Origin of the sequence: Kitasatospora sp. NPDC049285 (assembly GCF_040678815.1) — a bacterium.
Lineage (GTDB): Bacteria > Actinomycetota > Actinomycetes > Streptomycetales > Streptomycetaceae > Kitasatospora.
This window is the reverse complement of record NZ_JBFAQR010000049.1, coordinates 14,686-41,480: the sequence shown is the minus strand read 5'-3', so window position 1 is coordinate 41,480 and position 26,795 is coordinate 14,686. Positions and strand designations below refer to the sequence as shown.

The window sequence follows — 26,795 nt, the reverse complement described above, 5'->3', positions numbered from 1 at the left end:
CTCCTCCAAGGTGCCGCAGCGGGCTGCCCGGTCGGAATGACGCCTGCTGCCGGATCCGAGGTGGGGTTAACCCCCCTGCCTGCGCTGCAGCTCCTGCCACTCCGGGGCGAGGAGGGAGTACTGGAGGGCGTCGTGCCAGGTGCCGGAGCGGTGGGTGTCGTGGCGGAGGCGGCCCTCGTAGTGGAAGGCGGCGCGGGTGAGGACACGTTGGGCGGGGGTGTTGGCGGGGTGGGTGCGGGCGGTGAGGCGGTGCAGGGCGAGGTGGTCGAAGGCGAGGGTGCAGAGCAGCGCGGTGGTCTCGGCGGCGTAGCCGTGGCCCCAGGTGTCGGGGCGCAGGGCGACGCCGAGTTGGGCCGCGTGGTCGCCTTCGCGGGTGAGCGCGGCCTGGCCGATCACCTCGCCGGAGAGGTGCTCGACGGCGAGGCGGTAGTGCTCGCGGGGCTCGCGTTCGGCCTCGTCGAGGTAGAGCTCCAGCTGGTCGGCGCAGCCCTCGAAGTCCTGGGCTTCGAAGGCCAGGTGGCGGACGACTCGCGGGTCGCCGTGCACGGCCTGCAGCGCGGCGACCTCCTCCGGGGTGTGCCGGTACTCGCGGAGGGTGAGCCGGGGCCCGGTCAGCCGGACGGTTTCCATGGCGCCCGACCCTACCCGGCGGTGGGGTGGGGACCGGTTAACGTACCTGGGTGGATGACGACGACCTGCAGCTGCTGCCCCGTACCCGGACCGCCGACCTGCTCGACTGGGCGGCGGGCGAGGGCCTGCCGCCGGTGGACGAGGGGGCGGTGCGGGCCGTCCTGACGCTGTTGGAGCTCGGTGGGGCCCGGCTGCACGACGGGTTCCCGGAGCTGTCCTCACCGATGGTGGAGCAGCTGCTGTACGAGCGCCTGCACCTGTACGTCCAGCCGGACGGCGACCCGTTGGCGTACGGCGCGGCGGTGCGGCTGCTGATCGACCGTCAGCGTACGGCGCGGCGGCTGAACGCCAAGCGGTGGGAGCGGCTGCACGAGGAGGCCGACTGGCAGGGCGAGCTGCTGGCGGGGCTGCTGCGGCGCTCGGACCTGGTGACCTGGCCGCGGCTGTACGCGTTGCTGCTGCGGGCGGACGGGGTGCCGGAGTGGGACCTGGACGCGGTGCGGGTGTGGCTGGACGGCTTCCGGGAGTTCACGCAGGAGGAGCGGCAGGCGGCGTTCGAGCAGGTGCCGGGCCTGGAGCCGGGCGACGCGTGGAGCCCGGAGCGGATCCGGGTGGTGGGGATGGCCACCGACGGGGCGCGGCGGCTGCTGGAGCAGGGCCTGATGCACCGCTCGTACCGCAACCTGGCCGAGCTGACCGCCCGCGGGCTCCCGATGCCGGCCGAACTCGCCGGTGACTTCGAGGGGTTCGAGGCGGCGGTGGCCGAGGCCGCGATCGACCTGTGCGGCGAGTGGACCGTCCCGGGCCTGGCCCGCCTGCTGCTGGAGGAGTACCCGGACCTGGCGCCGGAGGACTACGTGCCGGGTCCGGCCCAGCGGGAGGCGTTCGCGGACCTGGCGCCGGAGGAGTACCTCCCGGGCCAGGCCGAGCGGGACGGGCTCCCGGGCCTGGACCCGGAGGGATAGCCGGTCAGGCGGCGGTGCCTACGGCTGGAGGCCGTGGGCGGTGAGCCACGGGAGCGGGTCGATCGGGGCGCCCGCGGCGGGGCGGACCTCCAGGTGGAGGTGGGGTCCGGTGACGTTGCCGGTGGCACCGACCGCGCCGAGGACGGTGCCGGCGGTGACCTGGCCGGACGGGGTGGCGATCTGCGACAGGTGGCAGTACCAGATCTCGGTGCCGTCGGGCAGGGTCTGGATGACGCGGTAGCCGTAGGCGCCGGACCAGCCGGCCGAGGTGACGGTGCCGGCGGCGACGGCGGCGACGGGGGTGCCGGTGCGGGCGGTGAAGTCGAGGCCGGTGTGCAGCAGCGCCCAGTGGTCGCCGGACTGCGCGAAGTGTGCGGTGAGCTGGTAGTCGGCGAGCGGGAGGGCGTAGGCGTCGCGGTGCGTCCCGGCCTGCTGGGCGGCCCGCTTGGCCTCGGCCTCCTGGGCGGCGGCGACCCGGGCGCTCTCGTCGGCCGCGGTGCGCTGGCCGTCGGCCTGCTGCTGGATGCGGGCGGCGAGGGCGAGCCCGGGGTCGGCGGCCAGCAGGCCGTCCGACGCCTCGTCAGCGGCGGTCACGGCGGGTGCGGCGGGTGCCGGGGCGGCGGCCTGCGCGGGGGCGGCGGCGAGTCCGGTGGCGCCGAGCGCGGCGGTCATCGCGGCGGCGCCGAACAGCGGGGCTGCTCCGGCGCGGGACTGGCGGGGCAGGCGGTGCCGGACGGCGTCCTGCTCGGCCGGGTGGTCGAGCAGCCGGGTGCCGGTGCTCTCGGTGTAGGTCGACGCCACGGGGGCGTGCTCCTTCCTTCCCTGTCGCCGACCGGGTTAGCTGACGGGTTCGGAGGTGGAAGGTCTCCTACGGTCGGGCCCGAGGGCCGTTCCGATTCACCCCGGTGGAAGGTGGTTCCCCGGCTCCTGGGCGGCCCGGTGAAGGGCGTGCCCGGTTGGATTAGGCGTGGCGCACGGTGCCGCTTGGTTACGGCGTTGCCGACCGCGCTGCGTTATCAAACGTTAATCCTATGGACCCCATGATTCCAAGCTCCTACCGAGGGGCTGTGAAACTTTCCTGACGACCTATGGGTGATTTGTGACGGTTTACCAGAAGCCCCCACCGCCGGCATGACGGACCGTGACGGCGGAGTTGAGTATCCGTGCTCACGACCCGGGCCGACCGCGCCCCGACCCTGGTGCCATGACCGCACCGATGCCCCACCGGACCACCGCGGCGTTCTACCTCCAGGCCGCCGCCTCCTTCGTCCTCGCCACCGTCGCGCTCGTCGTCGGGATCGCCTACCTGCCGGTGAACGCCTGGATGCGCGCGTTCCTCGCCGTCGGACTGCTCTTCGAGATCACCTCCGCGTTCACGTTGGCCAAGGTGATCCGCGACCGCCAGGACGAGGGGGCGCTCACCAGCCGGGTCGACCAGGCCCGCCTGGAGAAGCTGATCGCCGAACACGACCCCTTCAAGGTGGACGGCATCTGACCGCACCCGCCGACCGCCGTTCCGGCGGGCCTCCAGGCCTCCGCCACCTCCAGGACTTGACGGCTAAGGCTATTAGCCTTAGCTTTATGGCTATCGGCAGTCAGCCGAACCCCGGAGAGCCCGGACCAGCCAGGAGGCCCGCCATGAACAGCACCCTCGGCACCACCCAGTACCTCGACGTCACCGGCGGCACCCTCGCCTACGACGACACCCCGGGCGACGGCGTCCCGGTGGTCCTGCTCCCCGGCATGCTCGACTCCCGCCGGGTCTACCGGTTCCTCGCCCCGCTGCTGAGCGCGGCCGGCCACCGGGTGGTCACCATGGACCTCCGCGGCATGGGCGAGACCTCCACCGGCTTCGCCGACTACAGCCCGGCCGCGATCGCCGACGACCTGGTCGCCCTGCTCGCCCACCTGGACCTGCGCGGCGCCGTGCTGGTCGGCAGCTCGTACACCGGTGCCACCGTGGTGCGCGCCGCCACGCTCGCCCCGGAGCGCACCGGCGGCGTGGTGCTGATCGACGCCTTCGTCGAGAACCTGCCGCTGAACGCCTTCCAGAAGGCTCTGTTCGGGGTCGCCGGGCCGGTCATCGGCGCCTTCCCCGGCATCTGGAGCCCGATGCAGAAGTTCTACTACCCGAAGGGCGCCCGCCCGGCGGACTTCGACGACTACCGGGCCTCGCTCGGCGCGATGCTGCGCGAGCCGGCCCGCAAGGCCGCGGTGGCCGGGTACCTGCACGGCAACTCCGCGCCGATCGGCTGGTGCGCGGAGGTCACCGCCCCCGGGCTGGTGCTGATGGGCGCCAAGGACCCCGACTTCCCGAAGCCGGAGGTGCTGGCCGACCGGCAGGCCGCGGCGCTGAAGGGCCGCAAGGTGATGATCGAGGACGCCGGCCACTACCCGATGGCCTCGCACCCGCAGCTCGTCGCCGACGCCCTGCTCGCCTTCCTCGGGAAGATCGCCTGATGCCCCGCGCCGGACTCTCCACCGCCGCCGTGGTGGACCACGCCCTCGACCTGATCGATGCTCAGGGCGCCGAGGCGCTCACCCTGGCCGCGGTCGCCGCCAAGGCCGGGGTGGCCACCCCCTCGCTGTACAAGCACGTCTCGGGCGGTCTCGCCGAACTGCGCCGGCTGGTCGCGGTGCGGACCACCGACGACCTGACCGAGCGGCTGGCGGCGGCCGTGCTCGGCCGCTCCCGGGAGGCGGCGGTGGCCGCGCTGCTCACCGCGTACGCCGGGTACGCCGACGAGTTCCCGCGGCGGTACGCGGCGCTGCCCCAGGCGCCGGACCCGGACCCGGAGTTGAGCGCGGCGGGCGGACGGCTGGTGGAGGTGCTGTTCGCGGTGCTGCGCGGGTACGGGCTGGCGGGGTCGGAGGCGGTGCACGCCGCCCGGACGCTGCGGGCGACCGCCCACGGGTACGCCTCGTTGGCCACGGCGGGGGCGTTCCAGCTCGCCGAGGGCCGGGACGTGACGCTGGAGCGCCTGACGGAGGTGCTGGTGGCGGGCCTGGCGCACTGGCCGTCGTGACCTCCCGGCGACTCGCGCGTTCTACCCGGTATGAAGAAGCGCAGCATGCTCGCCTTTGCCTCGCTGGCCGTCGGCGTGGTCGCCTCCCTTGCCGCCCCCAGCGCGCACGCCGCCCCGCACCCGGTCGGCACCGGTCCGCTGACCGACGCGGTCACGGCGCCCGACCTGCCGCTCTCGCCGGACTACCCGGAGTCGGTGGCGCAGGGGCTGACAGGGCAGGCGCCGTCGCTCTGAGCACCTCCGGGACGAGCGGCGCAATCGCCGCATTCCCGCGCGAATCCCCGAACTCGGTGCCGGTTCGAGACCTTCTCGTCATCCTCCGCGCGTAACACTGTCTGTCGGTCGGGAAGTCATACCGATGAAGACCGCCTTCACGGTCGTGACCGACAGCACGGAGGACAGCGCACATGCCGCAGGCGACCCAGCACACCGAGCCGGCCACCGGACTGATCCCCACGCCCCGGACCGCCCTGGACGACGCTCCGCCCGCCTGGGCGGGAACGACCCGGCCGAAGAGCCTCGGGGCGGTGCTGCAGCGGGGTTTCTCGGTGGCGCGCGGGGTGTTCTCGCTGCGCCCGGTCGCCGCGCGGCCGCAGCCGGGGTACGGCGAGGTCGACGGGCAGTGACACGGCGTCGGCCCGTGTGGTGAACCGCCTGGTCGGCCGGTGCGTCCATAGGATGGTCGGCACTGGCACGACGAGCGGAAGGGCCGGCGCTTCGGATGGACCAGAGCTCGCCGCGGCCTGCCAGTCGCACCGAGTTGCGGTGCCTGCGGCTGCTGCTGCGCGCGTCGAGCGCGGCGGACCTGCTGGGGACGCTGCTGGCCGAGGGCCCGGCGTGGATCACCGGTGAGGGTTCGGCGCTCTACCTGCTGGACGACGGGATGCTGCGGCTGACCGCTTCGCACGGGCTGCCGGACTGGGTGCACCAGAAGTACGGGGTGGTCGATCCGGCGTCCGAGCTGCCGGCCGCGCTGGCGCTGCGCACCCGGGAGCCGGTGCTGCTGTCGCCGCGGCAGACCAGTGCCGACTATCCGAACGCGGCGGCGGGGCTGGGCACCGAGCTGGTGGCGCTGGCGGTGCTGCCGCTGGTGGTGGACGGCGACCCGGTGGGGTCGCTGGCGTTGGCGCTGGCGCACCGCGGGGCGGTGCCGCAGCGGGACCTCGACCTGTTGGAGACGCTGGCGGAGGCGTGCGCGCACCGCTTGGCGCACCTGCTCGACCACGTGCACGCGGCGCAGCCCGCGCCGGGCGGGGCGCGGGCCGAAGCGCCGTCGGGCGACGCGCAGTTGCTCGCCCTGGCCGTGCACGCGGCCGGCGCGGGCGCGTTCGAGCGGGACCTGGTGACCGGCGAGACGGTCTGGGACGAGCAGGCGTACCGGGTGGTGGGCCTGGAGCCGCCGGGTCCGGGCGGGCCGATGCCGGACCTGGCGCGGGTGGTGCACCCCGAGGACCTGCCGGACGTGCAGGCGGGCCTGGCGGAGGCGCTGGCCACCGGCGGCGGGTACCGGCTGCGGTACCGGGTGGTGCGGCCGGACGGGTCGGTGGGGCTGGTGGACGAGGCCGGCGAGGTGATGCTGGACGTGCACCGGCGGCCGGTGCGGATGGCCGGGCTGGTGACGGTCCGTCCGTGGCGTCCGGACCTGGCGGAGCCGAACCCGGCGGCGGGTGCGCGGACGGCGCTGCTGCTGGCGCTGACCAGGGCGCTGTCGCGGGCGGTGACGGTGCGCGAGGTGACCACGGCGCTGACCGACGTGGCGCGGCCGGCGCTGGGCGCGGCGAGCGTGGTGCTGGACCTGGTGGACGAGGGGCGGCTGCTGCCGGTGTCGCCGACGGTGTTCGGCGGTCCGCACCGGGCGGAGCTGAACCGGCTGCACGAGCTGGCCGGCGGGGTGATGGAGAGTGCGTTGGCGCGGGCGAAGCCGCTGTTCAGCGAGCCGGGCGGCGGGGCGCGGCCCGCGGGGGCGCCGGCGGCCTGGACGGTGCTGCCGCTGGTCGCGTCGGGCCGGCAGGTGGGGTCGTGCCTGATCACCTTCGCCACCGAGCGGTCCTTCGGGCGCGAGGACCGCACCATGTACTCGGCGTTCGCGGGCATCCTGGCGCAGTCGCTGGAGCGGGCCCGGCTGTACGACATCCACCTGGAGCGGGCGAGCGAGCTGCAGCGGGCGATGCTGCCGCGTTCGCTGCCCGAGGTGCCGGGGATCGTCTCGGCGGCGCGCTACCTGCCGTCCACCGAGGGGATGATGATCGGCGGCGACTGGTACGACCTGCTGCGGCTGCCGGACGGCCAGGTGGGGCTGGTGATCGGCGACGTGCAGGGGCACAACGCGGAGGCCAGCGCGGTGATGGGCCAGCTGCGCAGCGGGCTGCGGGCGTACGCGACGGACGGGAACGATCCGGCGGCGACGCTGGAGCGGACCAGCCGGCTGCTGTCCGAGCTGGACACCGAACTGTTCGCCACCTGTCTGTACCTGACGCTGGATCCGGCCACCGGGCGGGTGCGGGCGGCGCGGGCCGGGCATCCGTCGCCGGTCCTGATCGGCGCGGACGGGGCGCGGGAGCTGCGGCTGCCGGGCGGGCCGCCGCTGGGGGTGCTGCCGGGGGCGCGGTACCCGCTGACGGTGGAGGAGCTGGCGGTGGGCGAGACGCTGCTGGCGTACACCGACGGGCTGGTGGAGGTCCGGGACGAGGACTACGACGAGTCGGTGCAGCGGATGCTGGGCGGGCTGGGGCTGTGGGTCGCGGAGACGGGCGGGGCGCGGCGGTTGGACGAGCCGGAGGCGCTGTCCCGGCTGGCGGACCTGCTGACGCTGAATGTGACGGAGCGTGAAGTCCGGGCGGACGACGTGGCGTTGCTCCTGCTGCACCGCTCGGGTAGCGCCGTCGAGGGCTAGTCGGGGCAGCTTGTCCAATATTGACGTGGTCTGAACAGCCAAGCTCTGATCTGTTCATACGGCAGTAGTAACACCACCTTAGAATCCCCGCGTGACGACCACTCAATGGTGCCTGGCAGCAGCCGGATTGCTCACCCTCCTCGCCCTGGCGACCGCCGTGCGGCTCCGCGCCGTCACCCGCACGCTGCGTGCCCGGCTGGCGCGCGGCGAGCGCGAGCTGGCCGCCACCCGCGCGGAACTGGCGGCCGAGCTCGCGGACCGGCGGGCCGGCGCCGAGTCGGCGCTGCGCGAGCAGGAGACGAACTCCGCCACCACCCGGGCCTTCCTCAGCGTGGCCCGCCGGATCCTGGTGATGGCGCACGACCAGCAGGCCGGGCTGGACGAGATGGAGCGCACCCACGACGACCCGGCGCTGCTGGAGGGCCTGCTCAAGGCCGACCACGCCGCCGCCCAGCAGGCCCGGCTGGCGCAGACCCTGGCGGTGCTGTGCGGCGCCCGGGCCGGCCGGCACTGGCCGGAGCCGGTGGCGCTGGAGGACGTGGTGCGCGGCGCCCAGTCGCGGATCCTGCCGTTCCAGCGGGTGGTGGTGCACAGCCGGGTGGACAGCGCGGTGGTCGGCGCCGCCGCCGAGGCGCTGATCCACGCGGTGGCCGAGCTGCTGGACAACGCGACCCGCTACTCGCCGCCCAACACCCAGGTCTTCGTCACCCTGATGCCGGTGCACAACGGCGCGGTGATCGAGATCGACGACTGCGGCGTCGGGATGACCGACGTGTCGGTCGCCAAGGCCGCGGCCGCGCTGGCCGGCGGCGGCTCGCTGGAGGTCTTCCGGCTCGGCGAGACCCCCCAGTTGGGTCTGGCCGCGGTCGGCCGGCTCGCCGAGCAGTACGGCTTCCGGGTCACCCTGTCCTCCGCGCCCTCGCCGTACGGCGGGGTGCGGGTGGTGGTGCTGCTGCCGAACGCGCTGCTCACCGACCCGCTCTCGGCCGGCGCCCCGGCGTCGGCCGTCCCCGCGCCGCACCGCGGTGCGGCGTCCCCGTTGCCGACCCGCCCGACTCCCCCCGCGGGCCGTGCGGCGACGGTGCCTCCGCAGCAGGCACCCGGCCTGCCGCGGCGGATCAACCGCCGGGGCGGCACTCCGCCGCCCCGTCCGCAGGCCGAGGCCGCGCCCGCCCCCGCGCGCTCCGCGCACGAGGCGCAGGCGTTCATGTCGCTGTTCCAGGCCGGCACCGCCACCGGGCGGTCGGCCGCCGAACAGCACCGGCAGTCCGCTCAGGACCGCCCCGACGCATTTCCCGCTTCCCCCCAACTTCCCCAGCGCACGGGAGACTTCGATGACCACCAATCCTGATCTCGGCTGGCTGCTGACCGACATCGTCAACGTGCCGGAGGTCCAGCACGCGGTCGTGGTGTCCAACGACGGCCTGGAGATCGGCCGCAGCCCGCGGATCGGCCGGGACGACGCCGAACGGCTGGCCGCCGCCTGCTCCGGACTGCAGTCGCTCTCCCGGGGCGTGGCGCAGGGCTTCGGCGACGGCAGCGGCGTCACCCGGCAGATCATCATCGAGTACGGCGGCGGCTACCTGTTCATCGTCGCCGCCGGGGCGGGCGCGCACCTCGCGGTGGTGACCGGCGAGGCGGTCGACGCGGGCCTGGTGGCGTACCAGATGCAGATGCTGGTGGAGCGGATCGGCACCCACCTGACCGCGCCGCCGCGGCAGGAGCACGCGATCGCCGGGGAGCTCCGGTGAGCCGGGGCCCGGTGCGCCCGTACGTGATCACCGGGGGGCGCAGCCGGCCGAGCCGGAACGTGCTGGAGTTCGAGAGCCTGGTGCGGTCGGTGCCCGGGGCGCAGCTGGAGCCGGGGGCGCTGAACCGGGAGCAGCAGGCGCTGCTGACGATCTGTCGGGAGCTGCTGTCGATCGCCGAGGTGGCGGCGCACCTGGGCCTGCCGATCAGCGTGGTGAAGGTGCTGGTCGGCGATCTGTGGGACCTCGGAGCGGTGCAGGTCGTACCGCCGGTGCGGCCCGCCGAGCGGGCGCCGACCGCGTTGCTGGAGGAGGTGCTGGTTGGCCTCCGTGCGCTCCGCTGAGCCCGCCTACCTGCCGTCGACCGTCCAGGGGACGGTGAAGATCCTGGTCACCGGCCCGTTCGGGGTCGGCAAGACCACGCTGGTGGGTTCGCTCAGCGAGATCGTGCCGCTGCGCACCGAGGAGACCATGACGGCGGCCGGCGCCGGCGTGGACGACGTGGCCGGGCGTCCGGGCAAGACCACCACCACGGTGGCGCTGGACTTCGGCCGGATCACCCTCAACCCGCAGCTGGCGCTGTACCTGTTCGGCACGCCGGGACAGCAGCGGTTCAAGCCGTTGTGGGAGGACCTCTCGCGGGGGGCGCTCGGCGCGATCGCGCTGGTGGACTCCCGCCGGATCGAGGAGTCCTTCGACGTCCTCGGCCAGTTGGAGGAGCACCGGATCCCCTTCGCGGTGGCCGTCAACCTCTTCCCGGACTCGCCGCGCTACCCGGAGCAGGAGCTGCGGGCCGCGCTCGACCTGCTGCCCGACGTGCCGGTGATGCAGTGCGACGTCCGCGACCGGCGGGACGCGCACCGGCTGTTGATCGACTTCGTGGACCATCTGCGCACCGCCGCCCTGGAGTACCAGCGATGACCACCCCCGACTCCGTCCCCACCACCGCCCCGGCCGCGGGCTGTCCGTACGTGCCGCCGCGGGTGGCCCCGCTGTACGGCCCGGCGGTGGCCGAGGACCCGCACGGCCTGTACGCCCGGCTGCGCGAGCAGCACGGCCCGGTCGCCCCGATCGAGCTGGAGCCCGGCGTCGAGGCGTGGCTGGTGCTCGGCTACCCCGAGCTGCTCGAACTCACCCGCAACGAGCAGCAGTTCTCCAAGGACTCGCGGCGCTGGCGGGTGGCCCGGGAGGGCCGGCTGAGCGCCGACTCCCGGCTGCTGCCGATGACCGCCTGGCGGCCCACGCTGCTCAACCTGGACGGCGCCGAGCACCAGCGGCTGCGCGCCGCGGTCGCCGACACGCTGTCCCGGGTCGACCAGCGGCAGCTGCGGGAGACCACCGAGGCGGCCGCCGAGGCGCTGATCGACGGCTGGGGTCCGGACGGCACCGCCGACCTGATCGCGCAGTACGCCCGGCGGCTGCCGCTGCTGGTGTTCACCCGGCTGCTCGGCCTGCCCGCCGAGGCCGGGCCGCACCTGATCGAGCTGATCAGCCACTTCGTGGACAGCAGCGAGAAGTCGGTGCGCGCCAACGCCGAGTTCCAGGCGATCCTGGTCGACCTGGTGCGCAGCCGCCGCGAGCGGCCCGGCGCCGACCTCACCTCCTGGCTGCTGGCCCACCCGGCGGCGCTGAGCGACGAGGAGGCGGTGCACCACCTGGTGGTGATCCTGGTCGCGGGCAACGAGACCACCATCAACTGGACCGGCAACACGCTGCGGCTGCTGCTCACCGACCGGCGGTTCCGGGCCACTCTGGCGGGCGGCCGGGCGACCGTCGCGGACGCCCTGGACGAGGTGCTGTGGCGGGACCCGCCGACGCAGAACTTCCCCGGCCGGTGGGCGACGTCGGACACCGTGCTGGGCGGCCAGTACATCAGCGCCGGGGACATGCTGGTGCTCGGCCTGGCCGCCGCCAACGCCGACCCGGTGGTGCACGGCCGGGACGGTGTGGCGGGCAACCGGGCGCACCTGGCCTGGGGCGCCGGCAAGCACGTCTGCCCGGCGCAGGACCCGGCCCGGCTGATCGTGGAGACCGCGGTGGAGACCCTGCTGCACCGCCTGCCGGACCTTCAGCTGGCCGTTCCCGCACACGAGTTGGCGTGGCGACCGTCACCGTGGTCGCGGGCCCTGGTCAGCCTGCCGGTGCTGTACAGCGCCTTCACCCCGCCCCGCCCCGCCACCACCGAGAGGCCCGCATGGACACCACCACCACTGCCGAACAGCTCGTCCCGATCCGGCTCGACCCCGCAGGCGCCGACCAGCACGGCGAGAACCGGCGGCTCCGGGAAGCCGGACCGGCGGCACTGGTGGAACTCCCTGGCGGGGTGGTGGTCTGGGCGGTAACGCACCACGACACCCTGCAGGAGCTGCTCGCCGACCCGCGGATCGGCAAGAATCCGCAGCTGTGGTCGACCTTCCGGGAGGGCCGGCTGCCGGAGGGCTGGCCGCTGCTGAACTTCATCAGCGTCCCCGGCATGATCACCGCCGACGGCGCCGACCACCGGCGGCTGCGCGGCCTGGTCACCCAGGCGTTCACGCCGCGCCGGATCGCCGAGCTGGCCCCCGCGATCGAGGCCCGGGCCGCCCGGCTGCTGGACGCCGTGGCCGAGTTGGACGGCGCGTTCGACCTGCGTCGGCACTTCGCCTACCCGCTGCCCATGCAGGTGATCGGGGAACTGCTCGGCCTCGCCGAGGAGCAGCAGGACGCCCTGCACGAGCTCTCCGACACCCTGGTCAGCAGCTCCGCCACGCCCGCGGCCGCGGTCGCCGCGCAGCAGGACCTGTTCGGGTTGCTCGCCGCGGTGGTCGAGGCCAAGCGTTCGGCTCCGGGCGACGACCTGACCACCGACCTGATCGCCGCCCGCGAGGAGAGCGACCGGCTCAGCGAGCAGGAGCTGGTCGGCACGCTGCTGCTGATGCTGGTGGCCGGCCACGAGACCACCCTCAACCTGATCACCAACGCCGTCCGCGCCCTGCTCGCCCACCCCGAGCAGCTCGACCTGGTGCTGAAGGGCGAGGTCCCCTGGTCGGCGGTGGTGGAGGAGACGCTGCGCTACGACTCGCCGGTCGGCCAGTTCCCGCTGCGCTACGCGGTCGAGGACGTCCGGGTCGGCGAGGTGGTGATCCGCCGCGGCGAGGCGCTGCTGGCCTCGTACGCGGCGGTCGGCCGGGACTCGGGGCACTACCCGGACGCCGACCGCTTCGACATCACCCGCAGCCCGGTGCGCCACCTCTCGCTCGGGCACGGCCCGCACTTCTGCCTCGGCTCCGGGCTGGCCCGGCTGGAGGCGGAGACCGCGCTGCGGCAGCTGTTCGAGCGGTTCCCGACCCTGCGGATGGCCGAGGGCGCGCCGCCGGAGCCGATCGGCTCGTTCATCAGCAACAGCGTGCGCACGCTGCCGGTGGTCGTCGGCTGACGGACCGCCACACCCGGTCCCCCGTCAGGTGAATCCACGTGACCGGGCGGGGGCCGGGTCGTTGCACCGGCCATGAAGAAGCTCACCGCGCTCGCCGCCCTCACGATGGCCGGGCTCGCCCTCACCGGCGCCCCCGCCGAGGCCGCCCCGCTCGCCCAGGCCGGCGGCCTCGCCCAGGCGGACGGCCTGGACACCGGCTACCACGGCGCGCTCCCCTCCACGGCCGAGCTCTGCCACCGCGACCTCGCCCAGTACCCGCTCGTGGGCCCGCTCGCGGACTCCGCCACCGGGGCCTGCGAGGCCCTGGGCTCGACGGTCGACGGGCACTGACGGATGACCGGCCGACGGTCGTTCAGTTCGCGAACAGGCCGTTCAACTCGCCGTAGTCCAGGCCGCCCTCCAGTGCTCCGTACGTCCCCGCGCCGTAGACCTCCTCGGCGACGCGCCGCACCGCCGCGTAGGCCGCCTTCGCCGGGCCCGGGCCGAGACTGATCCGGGCGACGCCGAGCGCGGCGAGTTCGCCGACCGTCGGCAGGCCGGGTCCGGCGAGCACGTTGAGGCGGAACTCCTTCGCCAGGGCCGCGATCTCGGCCGGATCGGCGATGCCCGGGACGAAGAAGCCGTCGGCGCCGGCCGCCAGGAAGGCGCGGCCGCGGGTGAGCGCGAGTTCCAGCCGGTCGGCGGGCTCGCCGACGCCGTGCAGGTACACGTCGGTGCGGGCGTTGAGGTAGAGCGGTACGCCGGCCGCGTCGGCGGCGGCCCGGGCGGCGGACACCCGGGCGACCGCGTCGTCGAGCGGGCGCAGTCCGGGGCCCGCGCCGCCGTCCTCCAGGTTGGCGCCGACCGCGCCCGCCTCCAGGGCGGCGGCGACGGTCTCGCCGACCCCGGCGGGGGTGCCCGCGTAGCCGTCCTCCAGGTCGGCGGTGACCGGCACCTCGACGGCCCCGGCGACCAGGGCGAGCTGGGCGACGGCGAGCTCGCGGGTGAGGCCGCCGCCGTCGCGGACGCCCAGGCTCCAGGAGACCGAGGCGCTGGCGGTGGCCAGTGCGGGCGCGCCGGCCTGCTCGACCAGGCGGGCGGTGGCGGCGTCCCAGACGTTGGTCAGCACCAGGGGCTCGCCCGGGCGGTGCAGGGCGTGCAGCCGCCGGGCGCGCTCGATCCGGCGGGCGGTCACCGCTTGGGGGCGGGGCTGAGTCGGGAGGTGACGCCGATCCGGTTCCAGGCGTTGATCGCGACGATCAGGGCGATCAGGTGGGCCAGTTCGGCCTCCGAGAAGTGCTTGGCGGCCTCGCCGTACACCTCGTCCGGGACGTGCGTGTCGGCGACCAGGGTGACCGACTCGGTGAGGGCCAGGGCGGCGCGCTCGCGGGCGGTGAAGTACGGGGTCTCGCGCCAGGCGGCCAGGGTGTGCAGCCGGTGCTCCTGCTCGCCGTTGGCGCGGGCGTCGGTGGCGTGCATGTCGAGGCAGAACGCGCAGTGGTTGAGCTGGGAGGCGCGCAACTTGACCAGGTCGGCGATCACCGGGTCGCCGAGGCCGGTCACGGCGGCCCGGTCCAGGCTGATCATGTGACGGTAGAACTCCGGGGCCAGCTTGGGCAGCGAGAGGCGCTGGAGCGGGGCGGGGACGAGTGCGTCATCGGTCATGTGCTCCACCGTAGGGGCGAACTGGCCCGGTGGTGTGGTTCATTTGAAGCATGGATTCCTGGGCCACTTTCGGCGGCGACCTGCACTTGGACCTCGGCGCGGGCCGGGCCCGCGGCCTGGGGGTGCGCGCCGCGCTGGAGGACGCGGTCCGGGCGGCCGTGCGCGACGGGCGGCTCGCCACCGGGACCAGGCTGCCGTCCTCGCGGGCGCTCGCCGCGGACCTGGGGATCGCCCGCAACACCGTCGCCGAGGCGTACACCCAGCTGGCCGCCGAGGGCTGGCTGACCTCCCGTCAGGGCTCCGGCACGGTGGTCGCCGAGCGCGGCCCGCAGCCCGCCCCCAGCTCCGCCCCGCCCGGGCTGCGCCCGCAGCCCGCCGTCCCGTTCAACCTGGTGCCGGGCACCCCCGACCTGACCCGGTTCCCGCGCGGCCCCTGGCTGGCGGCGGCCCGCCGGGCGCTGAACGCCGCCCCGCACGACGCCTTCGGCTACGGCGACCCGCGCGGCCGGATCGAACTGCGCCGGGCGCTGGCCGGCTACCTGGCCCGGGTGCGCGGGGTGCGCACCGACCCGGAGCGGCTGCTGGTCTGCTCCGGCTACACCCAGGGCCTCGGCCTGCTCTGCGCGGCGCTGCGCGAACACGGCCTGGCGAGCGTCGCGGTGGAGGAGTACGGGCTGCCGCCGCACCACGAGATCATCACCGCCGCCGGGGCCGCCGTCCGTCCGCTGCCGCTCGACGAGGGCGGTGCCCGCACCGCCGAACTCGCCCGCACCGACGCCGGGTTGGCGATCCTCACGCCCGCCCACCAGTTCCCCACCGGGGTGCCGCTGCGGGCCGGCCGGCGGGCCGCGGCGGTGGCCTGGGCCCGGCAGACCGGCGGGTACGTGCTGGAGGACGACTACGACGGCGAGTTCCGCTACGACCGGCAGCCGATCGGCGCCATGCAGGCCCTCGACCCGGACCGGGTGGTGTACGCGGGCACCGCCAGCAAGTCGCTCGCCCCGGCCCTGCGCCTGGCCTGGCTGGCCCTGCCCGCCGCGCTGGTCGAACCGGTGGCCGCCCGCAAGCAGCTGGCGGGCGGTCAGAACGGCGTGCTGGACCAGCTCACCCTCGCCGAGCTGATCACCTCCGGCGACTACGACCGGCACATCCGGCGCTCCCGCCAGCTGCTGCGCCGCCGCCGCGACCGGCTGGTCGCGGTGCTCGCCGAGCGCGCGCCCGCGGTCCGCGTCACCGGCATCAACGCCGGGCTGCACGCCGTCCTGGAGCTGCCGCCCGGCTCCCTGACCGAGGCCGAACTCCAGCGCCACGCCGGGTGGCTGGGCCTGTCCGTCAACACCCGCTCGTGGTGCCGGGCGGCCGGTGCCCCGCCCGCGCCGGACGCGCCGCCGGCCCTGGTGATCGGCTACGGCACCCCGCCGGAGCACGCCTTCGAGGGCGCGCTCGACGCACTGTGCACGCTGGTCACGCTCTGAGCCGCCCCGGCGGGCGGTGCCCGGAAGAAGTCTTCGCGGTGCGGGGCAACCTTTCCGGGGGCGGTGACAACTGGGTGGTGTCCGGACAGGGGTCCGGCCAGAGGCCACGGCTGAAAGAGAGCATCGACATGTTCCCTCGCCCATCCACGTCGCCGGAGGCGGCGCCCGGCGGCCACGGCCGCCGTGGCCGCTTGTCGTTCCGCTCGGCCGTCCCGGGGCGGCGGCAGGCGCACCGCGGCCGTCGGCTGTACCAGCGCCGGAGTTTCTGGGCGGCCGTCAGCCTGGCGGTCCTGGGCGGCTCGGTGGTCGTGGTCAGCACGGCCTCGGCGGGAACCGTGGACACCAACGCCTGGTACACGCTGGTCAACCGCAGCACCGGCGAGTCGCTGGACGCCCTCGACTACGCCACGTACGACGGTTCTCCGCTGGGGCAGTGGAGCCGCACCGGCGGGACCAACCAGCAGTGGAAGTTCGTCGACTCGGGTGACGGGAACTACCGGCTGCAGAACCGGAACTCCGGCAAGGTGCTGGACGACTACGGCTGGTCGAAGACCGAGGGCTCCGGGCTGGTGCAGTGGCGCGACCTGAACGGCGCCAACCAGCAGTTCCGCCTGGAGAAGTCGTCGGACGGCTACGTGCGGCTGATCAACCGCTTCAGCGGCATGGCCGTCGAGGTCCCGGGCGGCTCCAAGACCGAAGGGAGCCACCTCGCCCAGTACCACGACTGGAACGGCCCCCAGCAGCAGTGGCAGCTCGTCCCGGCCGGCAGCGTCAACGGCGGTGGGACCACGGGGGGCTCCGGCAGCACCGCCACGCCCACCACGCCCGCCACGCCCACCAAGCCGGCCGGCAGCGCTCCGGCGAGCCAGGCTCCGAGCACCCGCCCGGCGTCGACGCCGCCGGCGTCTCCGGCCACCGGCGGCGGCAGCTCGGCGAAGAGCCTCATGGGCAGCAGCACGATGCTCCTCGGCGGCTCGATGGATGACTCCACGGCGAACGCCGCGCCGTTCGACGTGCGGTACGCCTACATCCACAGCCAGCCCGCGCCCTCGTCCGACGCCTACACGGCCTCGCGCTGCAAGTCCGAGTGGTCGGGCTGGTGGGGCTGCTGGACCGGCGACACCACGGCGCCCGGCACCCAGGTGACCATGCTCAACGACCGCGCGTCCAAGGCGACGTACCAGGGCAAGCCGCGCCCGCAGAAGTACCTCTTCACGTGGTACTCGCTGCGCGACCTCGGCGATGCGGCGGGCCAGGGCGACGGTCCCGGCGAGGTCCAGGCCATCAACCGGGCCGACCTGCTCACCCGGTACCTGAACGACTACCGCTTCTTCCTCCAGAAGCTCGGCACCTCGCAGGACATGATCGATCTCGAGCCGGACTTCTGGGGCTACGTCCGGTCGCTCGGCAACCCTCACCAGGTCGCCGCGCAGGTCAGGGCCGCGAACCCGACGGACTGCGGATCGCAGGAGAACAGCGCCGCCGGCCTGGCCCAGTGCCTGATCGCGATGGCGCACAAGTACGCGCCCAACACCGGCGTGGGACTGCACCTGTCCTGCTTCGACTGGCAGCAGAACACCCCGCAGTGCGTCAAGGACTACACGGACCTCGGGGCATCGAGCGCCGACTTCCTGGTCACCGACGTGACGGACCGCGACGCGGGCTGGTACGCGCTGCCCGCCCACGGCAGCCGTGACACCTTCTGGAACGACCAGAAGGGCTTCGCCGCCCTCGCGTTCTACAAGACGATGTCCGAATCGGTGGGCAAGCCGGTGGTCCTGTGGCAGATTCCCCTGGGCAACATGGCGCAGAACAACACCCCCGGCCACTACAAGGACGACAAGGTCGACTGGCTCTTCTCGCACCTGGACCAGACGGCGAACGCACACGTCGGCGCCCTCCTGTTCGGCGCCGGCTGGTCGGAGCAGACCACGCCCGAGACCGACGGCGGGAACCTGGTCAACAAGACGATCGCCAACCACAACGCGGGTGGCACGCCGCTCAGGTAGCGGAACCGCACGCACAGGAGCGAAGCCCCAGGCTGCCGGCCTGGGGCTTCGCCCGTCCCCGGGCTTTCGGCAGGCCCGGAGCCCTCCGTCAGTGGCCGCGGCTGCCCAGGTAGAACAGCAGGAACAGGAAGGCGACGAAGACGTGGCCGGACACGATGTAGATGATCGCCCGGACCCAGACCTGCTTGGAGGCGCTGATCCCGGCGTCCATGGTCTCGGCGGGCGCCGCAGCGGTCTTCGGGGCGGGGACGGTGTGGTCGGCCATGGCGGTCTCCTAGCGGTGGTGGCCGTGGATGGATGGCTACAGGCGCGGGGCGTCGCCGAGGCAGAGGTCGCCGCCCGGGCTCTGCAGCAGGGTGTGGACGAAGATCAGGTCGAGGCCGGCGGAGGAGTCGGCGGCGATGCAGTGCGGGGTCAGCGAGTCGAAGTGCGCGGAGTCGCCCTCGTCGAGCAGGTGGGTGTGCTCGCCGAGGGTGAGCCGCATCCGCCCGCGGGTCACGTACAGCCACTCCTCGCCGGGGTGCACCCGCACCACCGCGTCCTGCAGGCTCGGCGGGACGTGCACCCGCAGCGCCTGCATCGCCCGGCCCGGCGCGCCGGCCCGCCGGTACCCCCAGCCGCCGGCCCGCCCGGGCTCGATCGCCCCGCCCCGGATCACCGGGTCGGGCTCCGCCGGCTGCTCGCCGAGCAGTTCGGACACGCTGGTCCCGTACGCCCGGGCCAGCCCCAGCAGTACCGGTAGCGAGGGCTGCCGCCGGCCGGTCTCCAGCCGCGACAAGTAAGCTGGCGACAGGCCCACCCGAGCCGCCGCCGTCTCCAGCGTCAGCCGGCTGGACACCCGGTGCTCACGCAGCCGCGCGCCGAGGCCCGCGACCTCCTGGTCGTCACCGAGAAGGCTGTCGTTCATGCCTCCAGTGCACACCCGCCGTGCCTGCGGGGCAACAATTTTGCCCCGCAGGCAAATCCGACTCCTCGGCTCACGGCCGCGGGATGTTGCGGAGGTTGGAGCGGGCCAGGTCGATCATCTTGCCGACGCCGCCGGTCAGCACGGTGCGCCCGGCGGCCAGCGCGAAGCCCTTGAGCTGGGCGGGGGTGATGTGCGGGGGGATGGAGAGCGCGTTGGGGTCGGTGACCACGTCGACCAGGGCGGGGCCCGGGCGGCGGAGGGCGTCGGTGAGCACCTCGCGGACCTTGGCGGGGTCGGTGACCCGCTTGGCGGGGATGCCGCAGGCCTGGGCGACGGCGGCGTAGTCCACGTCGCCGTTGTCGATCTGGGACTCGGGGTAGCCGGAGACCAGCATCTCCAGCTTGATCATGCCGAGCGCGCCGTTGTTGAAGACCACGGTCTTCACCGGCAGCCGGTGCTTGGCCACGGTGAGCAGCTCGCCGAGCAGCATGGAGAGCCCGCCGTCGCCCGACATGGAGACCACCTGCCGGTCGGGGAAGGCCAGTTGGGCGCCGATGGCGTGCGGCAGGGCGTTCGCCATGGAGCCGTGCAGGAAGGAGCCGATCACCCGGCGGCGGCCGTTGGGGGTGAGGTAGCGGGCGGCCCAGACGTTGTTCATGCCGGTGTCGACGGTGAAGACCGCGTCGTCGGCGGCGACCTCGTCGAGGACCGCGGCCACGTACTCGGGATGGATCGGGCGGTGCTTGTCGATGCCCTTGGTGTAGGCGCCGACCACGGTCTCCAGCGCCTTGAAGTGCCGGGTCAGCATCGCGTCGAGGAACTCGCGCTCGCGCTTCTGCTCCAGCAGCGGCAGCACCGCCCGCAGGGTGGCCGCCACGTCGCCGTGCACCGCGAGCTCCAGCGCGGTGCGCCGGCCGAGCCGGGTGGCGTCGTGGTCGACCTGCACCGTGCGGGCCTGGGGCAGGAAGCTGTCGTACGGGAAGTCGGTGCCCAGCAGCAGCACCAACTCGGCTTCGTGCAGCGCCTCGTGGCAGGCGCCGTAGCCGAGCAGGCCGCTCATCCCGACGTCGTACGGGTTGTCGTACTGCACCCACTCCTTGCCGCGCAGCGAGTGGCCGACCGGCGCCTGCAGGGTGCCGGCGAGCTGCATCAGCTCGTCGTGGGCGCCGCGGACGCCCGCCCCGGCGAAGACCGCCACGGTGCGCGCCCGGTTCAGCGCCTCGGCCAGCGCCTGGACCTGGGACCAGGGCGGGGCGGCCACCGCCTGCTCGGTGAGGAAGGTGCTGCGGCCGGTGGGAGCGGGCGCGGTGACCCCGGCGACGTCGCCGGGGAAGGCGAGCACGGAGACGCCGCGCGCACCGAGCGCGTGCTGGATGCCGACCCGCAGCAGCCGGGGCAGCTGGGCGGGGTTGGAGAGCATCTCGCACCAGCTGCTGCAGTCGGTGAACACCCGCTCCGGGTGGGTCTCCTGGAAGAAGCCGGTGCCGATCTGCACGGACGGGATGTGCGAGGCCAGCGCCAGCACCGGGACGCCGCTGCGCTGCGCGTCGTACAGGCCCTGGATCAGGTGGGTGTTGCCGGGGCCGCAGCTGCCCGCGCAGACCGCCAGACGGCCCGTCAGCTCGGCCTCCGCGGCCGCCGCGAAGGCCCCGGCCTCCTCGTTCCTGACGTGCACCCAGGAGATGCCCTCCGCCCGCCGGATCGCGTCCACCACCGGATTCAGGCTGTCCCCGACCACCCCGTAGACCCGCTCGACACCCGCCTGCCGGAGCACTTCCACCATCTGGTCGGCCACGCTGCCCACGGGATCCACCTCACACTGCGTCAGGAACGGACAATACGCACGATAACGGGATGTTCAGCACCACGAGCCGTGCCCCGCCAGGGGCGCTGTCGGCTACTGCCGGAACGCGTTCGGGCCGGCCGGGGTGCCGAGGCCGGTGGGGCCGTCGTAGCCGGGGCCGGCGGTGCAGAGGTAGGCGGGGGTGCAGGTGGCGGTGGCGCCGGCGGTGAGGTCGTTCAGGGCGGCGGGGTGGGCGTAGGGGAAGCCAGCCGGGCGGCTGTCGGCGGCGGGGGTGCCGGCAAGGGCGTAGACCGCGGCGATCAGCGGGGCGGACGCGGAGGTCCCGCCGTAGGTGTACCAGCCGTTGCCGCCGTAGGTCTGGTAGACGGCGACGCCGGTGGCGGGGTCGGCGACCGCGGAGACGTCGGCGACGGTGCGGCCCGCGCAGCCCGGGTCGTGCTGCCAGGCCGGCTTGGCGAGGTACGCGGAGCAGCCGGAGCCGGTGCCCTCGTCGGAGCTGGTGGACCAGGCGGTCTCGGTCCAGCCGCGTGCGGCGCCCGCGTCGCGGCGCAGCGTGGTGCCGCCGACCGCGGTGACGTACGGGGAGGCGGCGGGGTAGTTGACCCCGTAGCCGCCGTCGCCGGAGGCGGCGGTGATCGCCACGCCGGGGTGGTCGAGGTAGCGGCTGTCGTAGGCGGGGCCGTCGGCGTTCTCGGGGGCGCCCCAGCTGAGCGAGACGTACCGGGCGCCGAGCCGGACGGCGGTGTTGATCGCGGTGCCGAGGTTGGTGAAGGAGGCGGAGTCGGCCTCGACCAGGATCAGCCGGGCGCGCGGAGCGAGGGCGGAGACCATGGCGAGGTCGAGGGAGATCTCGCCGGCCCAGCCGGCCGAGGCGCGGGGCAGCCGGGTGCCGCCGCGCTGGTCGACCTTGTGGAAGCACCCGTTGGCGGTGGTGCAGGCGGGCAGGCCGTAGTGGGTGCGGTAGACGCCGAGGTCGGCCTCGGCGTGCGGGTGGTCGTACGCGTCGACCACGGCGATCACGGCGCCCTCGCCGCCGTCGGCGGGCAGCCCGTAGGCGGCGCGCAGGTCGGCGGGGCCGAGGCCGCCGTCCCCGGCCTGGGCGGCGACCACCCGCAGCGCCTGGCAGGCGGCAATATCACTGCGGGTGGGGGCGGCGCAGCTGTGCACCCAGTGCGGGCCGGCGTGGGCGGGGGCGGGGGCGGCCGCCATCGGGGTGAGGGCGAGGGCGGCGGTGAGGAGTGCGGCGGTGCGCAAGGGACGGTCCTCCGGTACGGGGGCGGGGAACCGGTGGCGGGCTGCTCCCCGCACCACCGGTTCGCGGGGTGCAGGGAGTGTTGACGGTGTGTGAGCTGACTATGCGTCTTATCACTCGGCCGGCAGATGGTCGACGGTGCCGCCCTGGACGCCGGCCTGGCCGTGCCGGCGGGCCGGTTCCCGGCCCGGGGGCTGGCTGGGGCGCTCGGCGGGGGCCTCGACCTTGGCGGTCGGCCGGGTCACCGGTTTGCCGGATTCCACCCGCAGCGTCTCGTCGTCGTGCAGCACCGGCAGCACGCTGCCGCGGCGCAGCGTGTAGGTGGTGGCGGCGTGGGTGATGTCGACCCGCAGCAGGTGGTCGCGGACGGTCATGGAGAAGCACAGCCGCTGGAGTCCGGCGGGCAGCCGGGGGCGGAAGGCGAGCTGCCCGCTGTGGTCGCGCAGGCCGCCGAAGCCGGCCACCAGGGCGATGATGGCGCCGGCCAGCGAGGCCATGTGCAGGCCGTCACGGGTGTTGCCGCCGAGGTCGTGCAGGTCCATCAGGGCGGCTTCGGCGGTGTAGTCGTAGGCCAGGTCGAGCTGGCCGACCTCGGCGGCGATCACCGCCTGGGTGCAGGCGGAGAGCGAGGAGTCGCGGACCGTCAGGCGCTCGTAGTAGGCGAAGTTGCGGGCCTTCTGCTCGGGGGTGAAGGCGTCGCCGCGCAGCTGCATGGCGAGCACCAGGTCGGCCTGCTTGACGACCTGCTTGCGGTACAGGTCGAAGTACGGGTAGTGCAGCAGCAGCGGGTACTTGTCCGGCGGGGTGGCCTCGAAGTCCCACTGCTGGTGGTCGGTGAAGCCGTCGGCCTGCGGGTGGACGCCGAGCTGGGAGTCGTAGGGGACGTACATCTTGTCGGCGGCGTCGCGCCAGGCGGCGGCCTCCTCGGTGTCGACGCCGAGGGCGGCGGCCTCGCGCTGGTGGCGCAGGGCGGTGGCGGCGGCGTTCCACAGGTTGGCCTGGGCCATCAGGTTGGTGAAGACGTTGTTGTCGGCGACCGCGCTGTACTCGTCGGGGCCGGTGACGCCCTCGATCCGGAAGTTGCCCTTGGCGTCGTGGTGGCCGAGCGAGCGCCACATCCGGGCGGTCTCCACCAGCAGTTCCAGGCCGTGGCCGCGCTCGAACTCGAGGTCGCCGGTGGCCCGGACGTAGCGGACCGCGGCGTCCGCGATGTCGGCGCCGATGTGGAAGGCCGCGGTGCCGGCCGGCCAGTAGCCGGAGCACTCCTCGCCGCGGATCGTCCGCCAGGGGAACACCGCGCCGGCCAGGCCGAGTTGGGCGGCGCGCTCGCGGGCCATCGGGAGCGTGGTGTGCCGCCAGCGCAGGGCCTGCTTGACGGCGTCGGGCAGGCAGTAGGTGAGGACGGGCAGCACGAAGGTCTCGGTGTCCCAGAACGAGTGGCCGTCGTAGCCGGGCCCGGTGAGGCCCTTGGCGGGGATCGCCCGCTCCTCGCTGCGGGCACCCGCCTGCAGCACGTGGAACAGCGCGAAGCGGACGGCCTGCTGGAGTTCGACGTCGCCCTCGATCTCGATGTCGTTGTCGGTCCAGAACCGGCCGAGGTACTCCTTCTGCTCGGCGACCAGGCCGTCCCAGCCGGTGTAGCGGGCGGCGGTCAGCGCGGCCTCGACCTGGTCGCGGACGGCGGGCAGCGAGCGGGTCGCCGACCAGCCGTAGGCGATGAACTTGACCAGGCGCAGTTTCTGACCGGCGTTCAGCACCGTGGTGGCGGTGACCCGGGCCTGGTCCTCGGAGGACTCGGCGGCGGTGTCGATCCGCTCCTGGCCCTCGATCACGTGGTCGATCCCGGCGGCCACCCGCAGGCCGCTGAACCGGGTGCGGTGCACCAGGACGCCCTTGGTCCCGTCGGCGTGCCGGAGTTCGGCCGCCAGCGGGGCCTCCAGCACGGCCGCGGCGCGCGGGTCGCCGTCCCCGGCGTGGCCGGGGAGTTGCTCGTTGGCGACCAGCTCGGACTGGATCACGATCCGCACCGGGCCGTCCACCGCCTCCACGGTGTACTCGATCGCGCAGACCGCCCGCTGGGTCAGCGACACCAGCCGCTGCGAGCTGACCCGCACCGTCCGGCCGGCCGGCGAGGTCCACTCGGCCTCGCGGCGCAGGATGCCGTCGCGGAAGTCCAGGCTGCGCTGGTGGCTGCGGAGTTCGCCGTAGCGCAGGTCGAACGGCTCGTCGTCGACCAGCAGCCGGATCAGCTTGCCGTTGGTGACGTTGATGACGCTCTGCCCGGACTCGGGGAAGCCGTAGCCGCTCTCCGCGTACGGCAGCGGGCGCAGCTCGAAGACGCCGTTCAGGTAGGTGCCGGGCAGGCCGTGCGGCTCGCCCTCGTCGAGGTTGCCGCGCAGGCCGATGTGGCCGTTGGAGAGCGCGAACACCGATTCGGCGCGAGCCTGCCCGGGCAGGTCCAGGCCGTGTTCGCTGATCCCCCACGGGTCGACGGTGAAGGCCTCCGAGGGGCTCATGCGCCCTCCTCCGTCGGGATCAGCTCGGCGAGGTCGTCGACCACCAGGTCGGCGCCGTGCTCGCGCAGCGCCGCGGCCTGGCCGGTGCGGTTGACGCCGACGACGGTGCCGAAGCCGCCGGCCCGGCCGGCCGCGACGCCGGCCAGCGCGTCCTCGAAGACCGCGGCGTGCTCGGGCGGCACGCCCAGCTGCCGCGCGGCGGACAGGAAGGTGTCGGGGGCTGGCTTGCCGGCCAGGTGGTCGCGGGCGCTGGTCAGCCCGTCCACCACCACCTCGAACAGGTCGTCGATGCCGGCGGCCCTCAGGACGTCCCGGCAGTTGGCGCTGGAGGACACCACGGCACGCGGCAGGCCGAGGTCGCGCAGCCGGTGCAGGTAGGCGACCGAGCCGGGGTAGGCCTGCACGCCCTGTTCGCGGATCAACCGCAGCACGGTGTCGTTCTTGGCGCCGGACAGCCCGTTGACGGTCCGCGTCCCCGGCGCGTCCTGCGGGGTGCCCTCGGGCAGGTCGATCCCGCGGGAGGCCAGGAACTGCCGGGTGCCGTCCAGCCGGGGCCGCCCGTCGACGTACCGGTCGTAGTCCTCGACCGGGTCGAAGGGCACGAACGGGGTGCCGTCGCGGGCGGCCTCGGCGCGCAGGAAGGAGTCGAACATGTCCTTCCACGCCGCCGCGTGCACCTTCGCGGTCTGGGTCAACACCCCGTCCAGGTCGAACAGGTACGCCTTGATGCGGTCCGGAAGTCCCAACATGGCGCCAGTCTCACCCGAACGGGCCGGGCGAACCGGGTTATCGCGTGAATCCGGCGCGTCGCGCGCGCGGAGGGCGCGCGGAGGGCGCGCGGCCCGGCCCGGACGGCGCGGGGTTCAGCGCGGGCGGACCTTGTACTTCGCCCCGGCCAGCGCGCGCAGCCGGGCGGTGAACTCCTGCGCGTCGGCGACCGTCGTGCGCGGCACCAGGGCCACGCCGGTCGGCTTGAACTGCACGACCCAGGCCTTCGGCCGCTCGTTCACGCTCGCGACCTCCACCCACGGCACCACGCCGCGGGTGATCCCGTTGCGGGTGTGCTTGATGCCCGCCTCGGAGAACTCCACCTCGTTCGCCCCGGTCAGCTGGAAGGACGCCGACGCCAGCACCTTCTCCATCAGCTTCTGCTGCAGGCCCTTGAACAGGCCGGTGGCCGGCCGGTCCAGCACCTCCCGCACCTGAGCGTCCGTCAGTTCGAACTCCGCGATGAGCGGCACCGCTCCCACCTCTTCCCTCCCGGTGCGGGCGTCGGACACGCCCGCGAGCCAGCGGAGGCTACCAGCGGGCCGCGGCCACGACCAGGGGATATGCCCGGGTCAGTCGGCGGGGGCGTGGACCGTCGGGTGCGGGTGTCCGGTGGGGACGAAGTACGGCTGCGGCTTGCCGCTCTGGGCGTAGTCCTTGAGCCGGACGATCAGCTCGGCCCAGGTGCCGGCCACGGCGGGGACGGCGGGGGCCGCGTCCGGCGGCCAGCCGAGGTGGCGCAGCAGGAGCAGGGTGTGACGGGGGTCGTCGGGGTGGTCGAACAGGTCCCAGGTGACGGTGGTGCCCTGCCAGGTGGGCGGGAAGGCGCCGACGCTGCGCCAGGCCACCCGGTCGAGGTCGGCGCGTTCGCGGCGCAGTCGGAACTGCTGGGGGGCGTCCGGGAAGGTGAGGAGCAGGTCCTCGCCCTCCCGGTCGACGCCGGTGGTCCACCAGGACGTCAGCCCCTCGTGGGTGTCCAGTGCCGCCAGCAGGCGGCCCCGGGCCGCCGCGACGTCGATCTGCAGGGCGATCTCGGCCATCGCACTCACCTCTCCCCCACGATCGCGCCGGAGCGGGGGACGGGCAAGCGGGTCTCAGGTGGTGAGTTCCAGTGTCTGGTGGACGGTGGTGGCGTCGTCGAGCAGCCGGACCAGGGTGTGCGCGACCTCGTCGCGGGAGACCTGGCCGAAACGGTTGGGCGGCGGGGCGAGGTGGGCGTGCCGGTCGGTGGGGGCGTCGGTGAGGGCGGCGGGCCGCAGGATCGTCCAGTCCAGCGGGCGGTCCTTGATCGCTTCCTCCGCGGCCCACTTGGCCTTCAGGTAGGCGTCGAACTCGGGGGTGAGCTCCGGGTCGCCGATCCGGTCCAGGCCCATCGAGGAGACCAGCAGGTACCGGCGCGCCCCGGCGAGCTGGGCGGCGTCCGCCAGCAGCACCGCACCGGCCCGGTCGACGCTCTCCTTGCGGGCGGCGCCGCTGTCCGGGCCGGCCCCGGCGGCGAAGACCACCGCGTCGGCGCCCTTGAGATGCGCGGCGAGGGTCGCCGGGTCGGTCCGCTCCAGGTCGCAGACGATCGGCCGGGCTCCGACCGCCTCCAGGTCGGGGCCCTGGGCGGGGTTGCGGATCAGGCCGCCGACGGTGTCGCCGCGGGCCGCGAGCAGGCGCGAGAGGCGCAGCGCGATCTTGCCGTGTCCACCTGCGATCACTACGTCCATGGCGGCGACGCTACCCCGCGTGGCCGCACCG

General features: G+C 74.2%; 29 protein-coding genes and 1 riboswitch. Of the genes, 16 read left to right on the top strand and 13 right to left on the bottom strand.

The annotated features are described in order from the left end of the window. Positions 1-66 precede the first annotated feature (66 nt). Complete coding sequence (locus tag AB0K51_RS25950; RefSeq protein WP_363459507.1) at positions 67-630, bottom strand: GNAT family protein; 564 nt, start codon at positions 628-630, stop codon at positions 67-69. A gap of 50 nt (positions 631-680) precedes the next feature. On the opposite strand from AB0K51_RS25950, the gene AB0K51_RS25945 reads away from it, so the two are divergent. Next, entirely contained in the window at positions 681-1,595 is a 915-nt protein-coding gene (locus tag AB0K51_RS25945) for a hypothetical protein (RefSeq protein WP_363459505.1), read from the top strand. Between the two features lie 18 nt (positions 1,596-1,613). Here AB0K51_RS25945 and AB0K51_RS25940 read toward each other — a convergent pair whose 3' ends face one another. Beyond that, positions 1,614-2,396 carry a M23 family metallopeptidase gene (locus AB0K51_RS25940; protein ID WP_363459503.1) on the bottom strand — a complete coding sequence of 261 codons (783 nt, stop codon included), beginning with the start codon at positions 2,394-2,396 and terminating at the stop codon, positions 1,614-1,616. Between the two features lie 10 nt (positions 2,397-2,406). Next, positions 2,407-2,573: riboswitch (cyclic di-AMP (ydaO/yuaA leader) on the bottom strand. Between the two features lie 226 nt (positions 2,574-2,799). Here AB0K51_RS25940 and AB0K51_RS25935 point away from each other — a divergent pair. The 13 genes from AB0K51_RS25935 to AB0K51_RS25875 all read left to right on the top strand — a co-directional run bounded on the left by AB0K51_RS25935 (position 2,800) and on the right by AB0K51_RS25875 (position 13,007). Continuing rightward, positions 2,800-3,090, top strand: a complete 291-nt coding sequence (locus tag AB0K51_RS25935; RefSeq protein WP_363459501.1) for a YiaA/YiaB family inner membrane protein — start codon at positions 2,800-2,802, stop codon at positions 3,088-3,090. A 143-nt stretch (positions 3,091-3,233) separates the two neighbouring features. Then, positions 3,234-4,055 (top strand): alpha/beta hydrolase, encoded by an 822-nt coding sequence (locus tag AB0K51_RS25930; protein ID WP_363459499.1) that lies wholly within the window; start codon positions 3,234-3,236, stop codon positions 4,053-4,055. Continuing rightward, positions 4,055-4,621, top strand: a complete 567-nt coding sequence (locus AB0K51_RS25925) for a TetR-like C-terminal domain-containing protein (protein ID WP_363459498.1) — start codon at positions 4,055-4,057, stop codon at positions 4,619-4,621. Before AB0K51_RS25930 ends, AB0K51_RS25925 begins: the two co-directional genes overlap by 1 nt. A gap of 30 nt (positions 4,622-4,651) precedes the next feature. Continuing rightward, positions 4,652-4,855, top strand: coding sequence for a hypothetical protein (locus tag AB0K51_RS25920; protein ID WP_363459496.1), 204 nt, complete (start codon positions 4,652-4,654; stop codon positions 4,853-4,855). 173 nt (positions 4,856-5,028) lie between these two features. Beyond that, positions 5,029-5,247, top strand: a complete 219-nt coding sequence (locus tag AB0K51_RS25915; RefSeq protein ID WP_363459494.1) for a hypothetical protein — start codon at positions 5,029-5,031, stop codon at positions 5,245-5,247. A gap of 95 nt (positions 5,248-5,342) precedes the next feature. Continuing rightward, entirely contained in the window at positions 5,343-7,514 is a 2,172-nt protein-coding gene (locus AB0K51_RS25910) for a SpoIIE family protein phosphatase (RefSeq protein WP_363459492.1), read from the top strand. Positions 7,515-7,605: 91 nt separating this feature from the next. Further along, entirely contained in the window at positions 7,606-8,865 is a 1,260-nt protein-coding gene (locus AB0K51_RS25905) for an ATP-binding protein (protein WP_363459491.1), read from the top strand. Then, entirely contained in the window at positions 8,849-9,265 is a 417-nt protein-coding gene (locus AB0K51_RS25900; protein ID WP_363459489.1) for a roadblock/LC7 domain-containing protein, read from the top strand. The genes AB0K51_RS25905 and AB0K51_RS25900 overlap by 17 nt, the downstream gene beginning before the upstream one ends. Then, positions 9,262-9,606, top strand: coding sequence for a DUF742 domain-containing protein (locus AB0K51_RS25895; protein ID WP_363459487.1), 345 nt, complete (start codon positions 9,262-9,264; stop codon positions 9,604-9,606). The genes AB0K51_RS25900 and AB0K51_RS25895 overlap by 4 nt, the downstream gene beginning before the upstream one ends. Beyond that, positions 9,584-10,183 (top strand): ATP/GTP-binding protein, encoded by a 600-nt coding sequence (locus AB0K51_RS25890; RefSeq protein WP_363459485.1) that lies wholly within the window; start codon positions 9,584-9,586, stop codon positions 10,181-10,183. Before AB0K51_RS25895 ends, AB0K51_RS25890 begins: the two co-directional genes overlap by 23 nt. Next, the gene (locus tag AB0K51_RS25885; protein ID WP_363459483.1) at positions 10,180-11,604 is read left to right on the top strand and encodes a cytochrome P450; all 1,425 of its coding nucleotides are present in this window, start codon (positions 10,180-10,182) and stop codon (positions 11,602-11,604) included. The genes AB0K51_RS25890 and AB0K51_RS25885 overlap by 4 nt, the downstream gene beginning before the upstream one ends. Then, positions 11,493-12,677: a cytochrome P450 gene (locus tag AB0K51_RS25880; protein ID WP_363459529.1), complete on the top strand. Its 1,185-nt coding sequence runs from the start codon at positions 11,493-11,495 to the stop codon at positions 12,675-12,677. Before AB0K51_RS25885 ends, AB0K51_RS25880 begins: the two co-directional genes overlap by 112 nt. A 72-nt stretch (positions 12,678-12,749) precedes the next feature. Continuing rightward, positions 12,750-13,007 (top strand): hypothetical protein, encoded by a 258-nt coding sequence (locus AB0K51_RS25875; RefSeq protein ID WP_363459481.1) that lies wholly within the window; start codon positions 12,750-12,752, stop codon positions 13,005-13,007. A gap of 22 nt (positions 13,008-13,029) precedes the next feature. On the opposite strand, the gene AB0K51_RS25870 is transcribed toward AB0K51_RS25875, so the two are convergent. Both AB0K51_RS25870 and AB0K51_RS25865 read right to left on the bottom strand, forming a co-directional pair. Next, positions 13,030-13,851, bottom strand: coding sequence for an isocitrate lyase/phosphoenolpyruvate mutase family protein (locus AB0K51_RS25870; RefSeq protein WP_363459479.1), 822 nt, complete (start codon positions 13,849-13,851; stop codon positions 13,030-13,032). Then, the gene (locus AB0K51_RS25865; RefSeq protein ID WP_363459477.1) at positions 13,848-14,321 is read right to left on the bottom strand and encodes a carboxymuconolactone decarboxylase family protein; all 474 of its coding nucleotides are present in this window, start codon (positions 14,319-14,321) and stop codon (positions 13,848-13,850) included. Before AB0K51_RS25865 ends, AB0K51_RS25870 begins: the two co-directional genes overlap by 4 nt. A 50-nt stretch (positions 14,322-14,371) precedes the next feature. Here AB0K51_RS25865 and AB0K51_RS25860 point away from each other — a divergent pair, with 50 nt between their 5' ends. Together AB0K51_RS25860 and AB0K51_RS25855 are read left to right on the top strand one after the other, a co-directional pair. Then, a complete protein-coding gene (locus AB0K51_RS25860) occupies positions 14,372-15,796 on the top strand; it encodes a PLP-dependent aminotransferase family protein (protein WP_363459475.1) in 1,425 nt (474 codons plus the stop codon). A gap of 191 nt (positions 15,797-15,987) precedes the next feature. Further along, positions 15,988-17,805, top strand: coding sequence for an RICIN domain-containing protein (locus AB0K51_RS25855; protein ID WP_363459473.1), 1,818 nt, complete (start codon positions 15,988-15,990; stop codon positions 17,803-17,805). A gap of 88 nt (positions 17,806-17,893) precedes the next feature. Here AB0K51_RS25855 and AB0K51_RS25850 read toward each other — a convergent pair whose 3' ends face one another. The 9 genes from AB0K51_RS25850 to AB0K51_RS25810 form a co-directional block, all read right to left on the bottom strand. Next, positions 17,894-18,070 (bottom strand): DUF6126 family protein, encoded by a 177-nt coding sequence (locus AB0K51_RS25850; protein ID WP_363459471.1) that lies wholly within the window; start codon positions 18,068-18,070, stop codon positions 17,894-17,896. A gap of 36 nt (positions 18,071-18,106) precedes the next feature. After that, positions 18,107-18,712 carry an XRE family transcriptional regulator gene (locus tag AB0K51_RS25845; RefSeq protein WP_363459469.1) on the bottom strand — a complete coding sequence of 202 codons (606 nt, stop codon included), beginning with the start codon at positions 18,710-18,712 and terminating at the stop codon, positions 18,107-18,109. A 70-nt stretch (positions 18,713-18,782) separates the two neighbouring features. Continuing rightward, complete coding sequence (locus AB0K51_RS25840) at positions 18,783-20,516, bottom strand: pyruvate dehydrogenase (RefSeq protein WP_363459467.1); 1,734 nt, start codon at positions 20,514-20,516, stop codon at positions 18,783-18,785. A gap of 93 nt (positions 20,517-20,609) precedes the next feature. Further along, entirely contained in the window at positions 20,610-21,770 is a 1,161-nt protein-coding gene (locus AB0K51_RS25835) for a S53 family peptidase (protein ID WP_363459465.1), read from the bottom strand. 111 nt (positions 21,771-21,881) lie between these two features. Beyond that, positions 21,882-24,284 carry a glycosyl hydrolase family 65 protein gene (locus AB0K51_RS25830; protein WP_363459463.1) on the bottom strand — a complete coding sequence of 801 codons (2,403 nt, stop codon included), beginning with the start codon at positions 24,282-24,284 and terminating at the stop codon, positions 21,882-21,884. After that, positions 24,281-25,033, bottom strand: coding sequence for a beta-phosphoglucomutase family hydrolase (locus tag AB0K51_RS25825; RefSeq protein WP_363459461.1), 753 nt, complete (start codon positions 25,031-25,033; stop codon positions 24,281-24,283). The genes AB0K51_RS25830 and AB0K51_RS25825 overlap by 4 nt, the downstream gene beginning before the upstream one ends. A gap of 114 nt (positions 25,034-25,147) precedes the next feature. After that, the gene (locus AB0K51_RS25820) at positions 25,148-25,525 is read right to left on the bottom strand and encodes a hypothetical protein (RefSeq protein ID WP_363459459.1); all 378 of its coding nucleotides are present in this window, start codon (positions 25,523-25,525) and stop codon (positions 25,148-25,150) included. 99 nt (positions 25,526-25,624) lie between these two features. Continuing rightward, positions 25,625-26,092, bottom strand: coding sequence for an SRPBCC domain-containing protein (locus AB0K51_RS25815; RefSeq protein WP_363459458.1), 468 nt, complete (start codon positions 26,090-26,092; stop codon positions 25,625-25,627). A gap of 54 nt (positions 26,093-26,146) precedes the next feature. After that, complete coding sequence (locus AB0K51_RS25810; RefSeq protein ID WP_363459456.1) at positions 26,147-26,764, bottom strand: SDR family oxidoreductase; 618 nt, start codon at positions 26,762-26,764, stop codon at positions 26,147-26,149. Between the last annotated feature and the right edge of the window lie 31 nt (positions 26,765-26,795).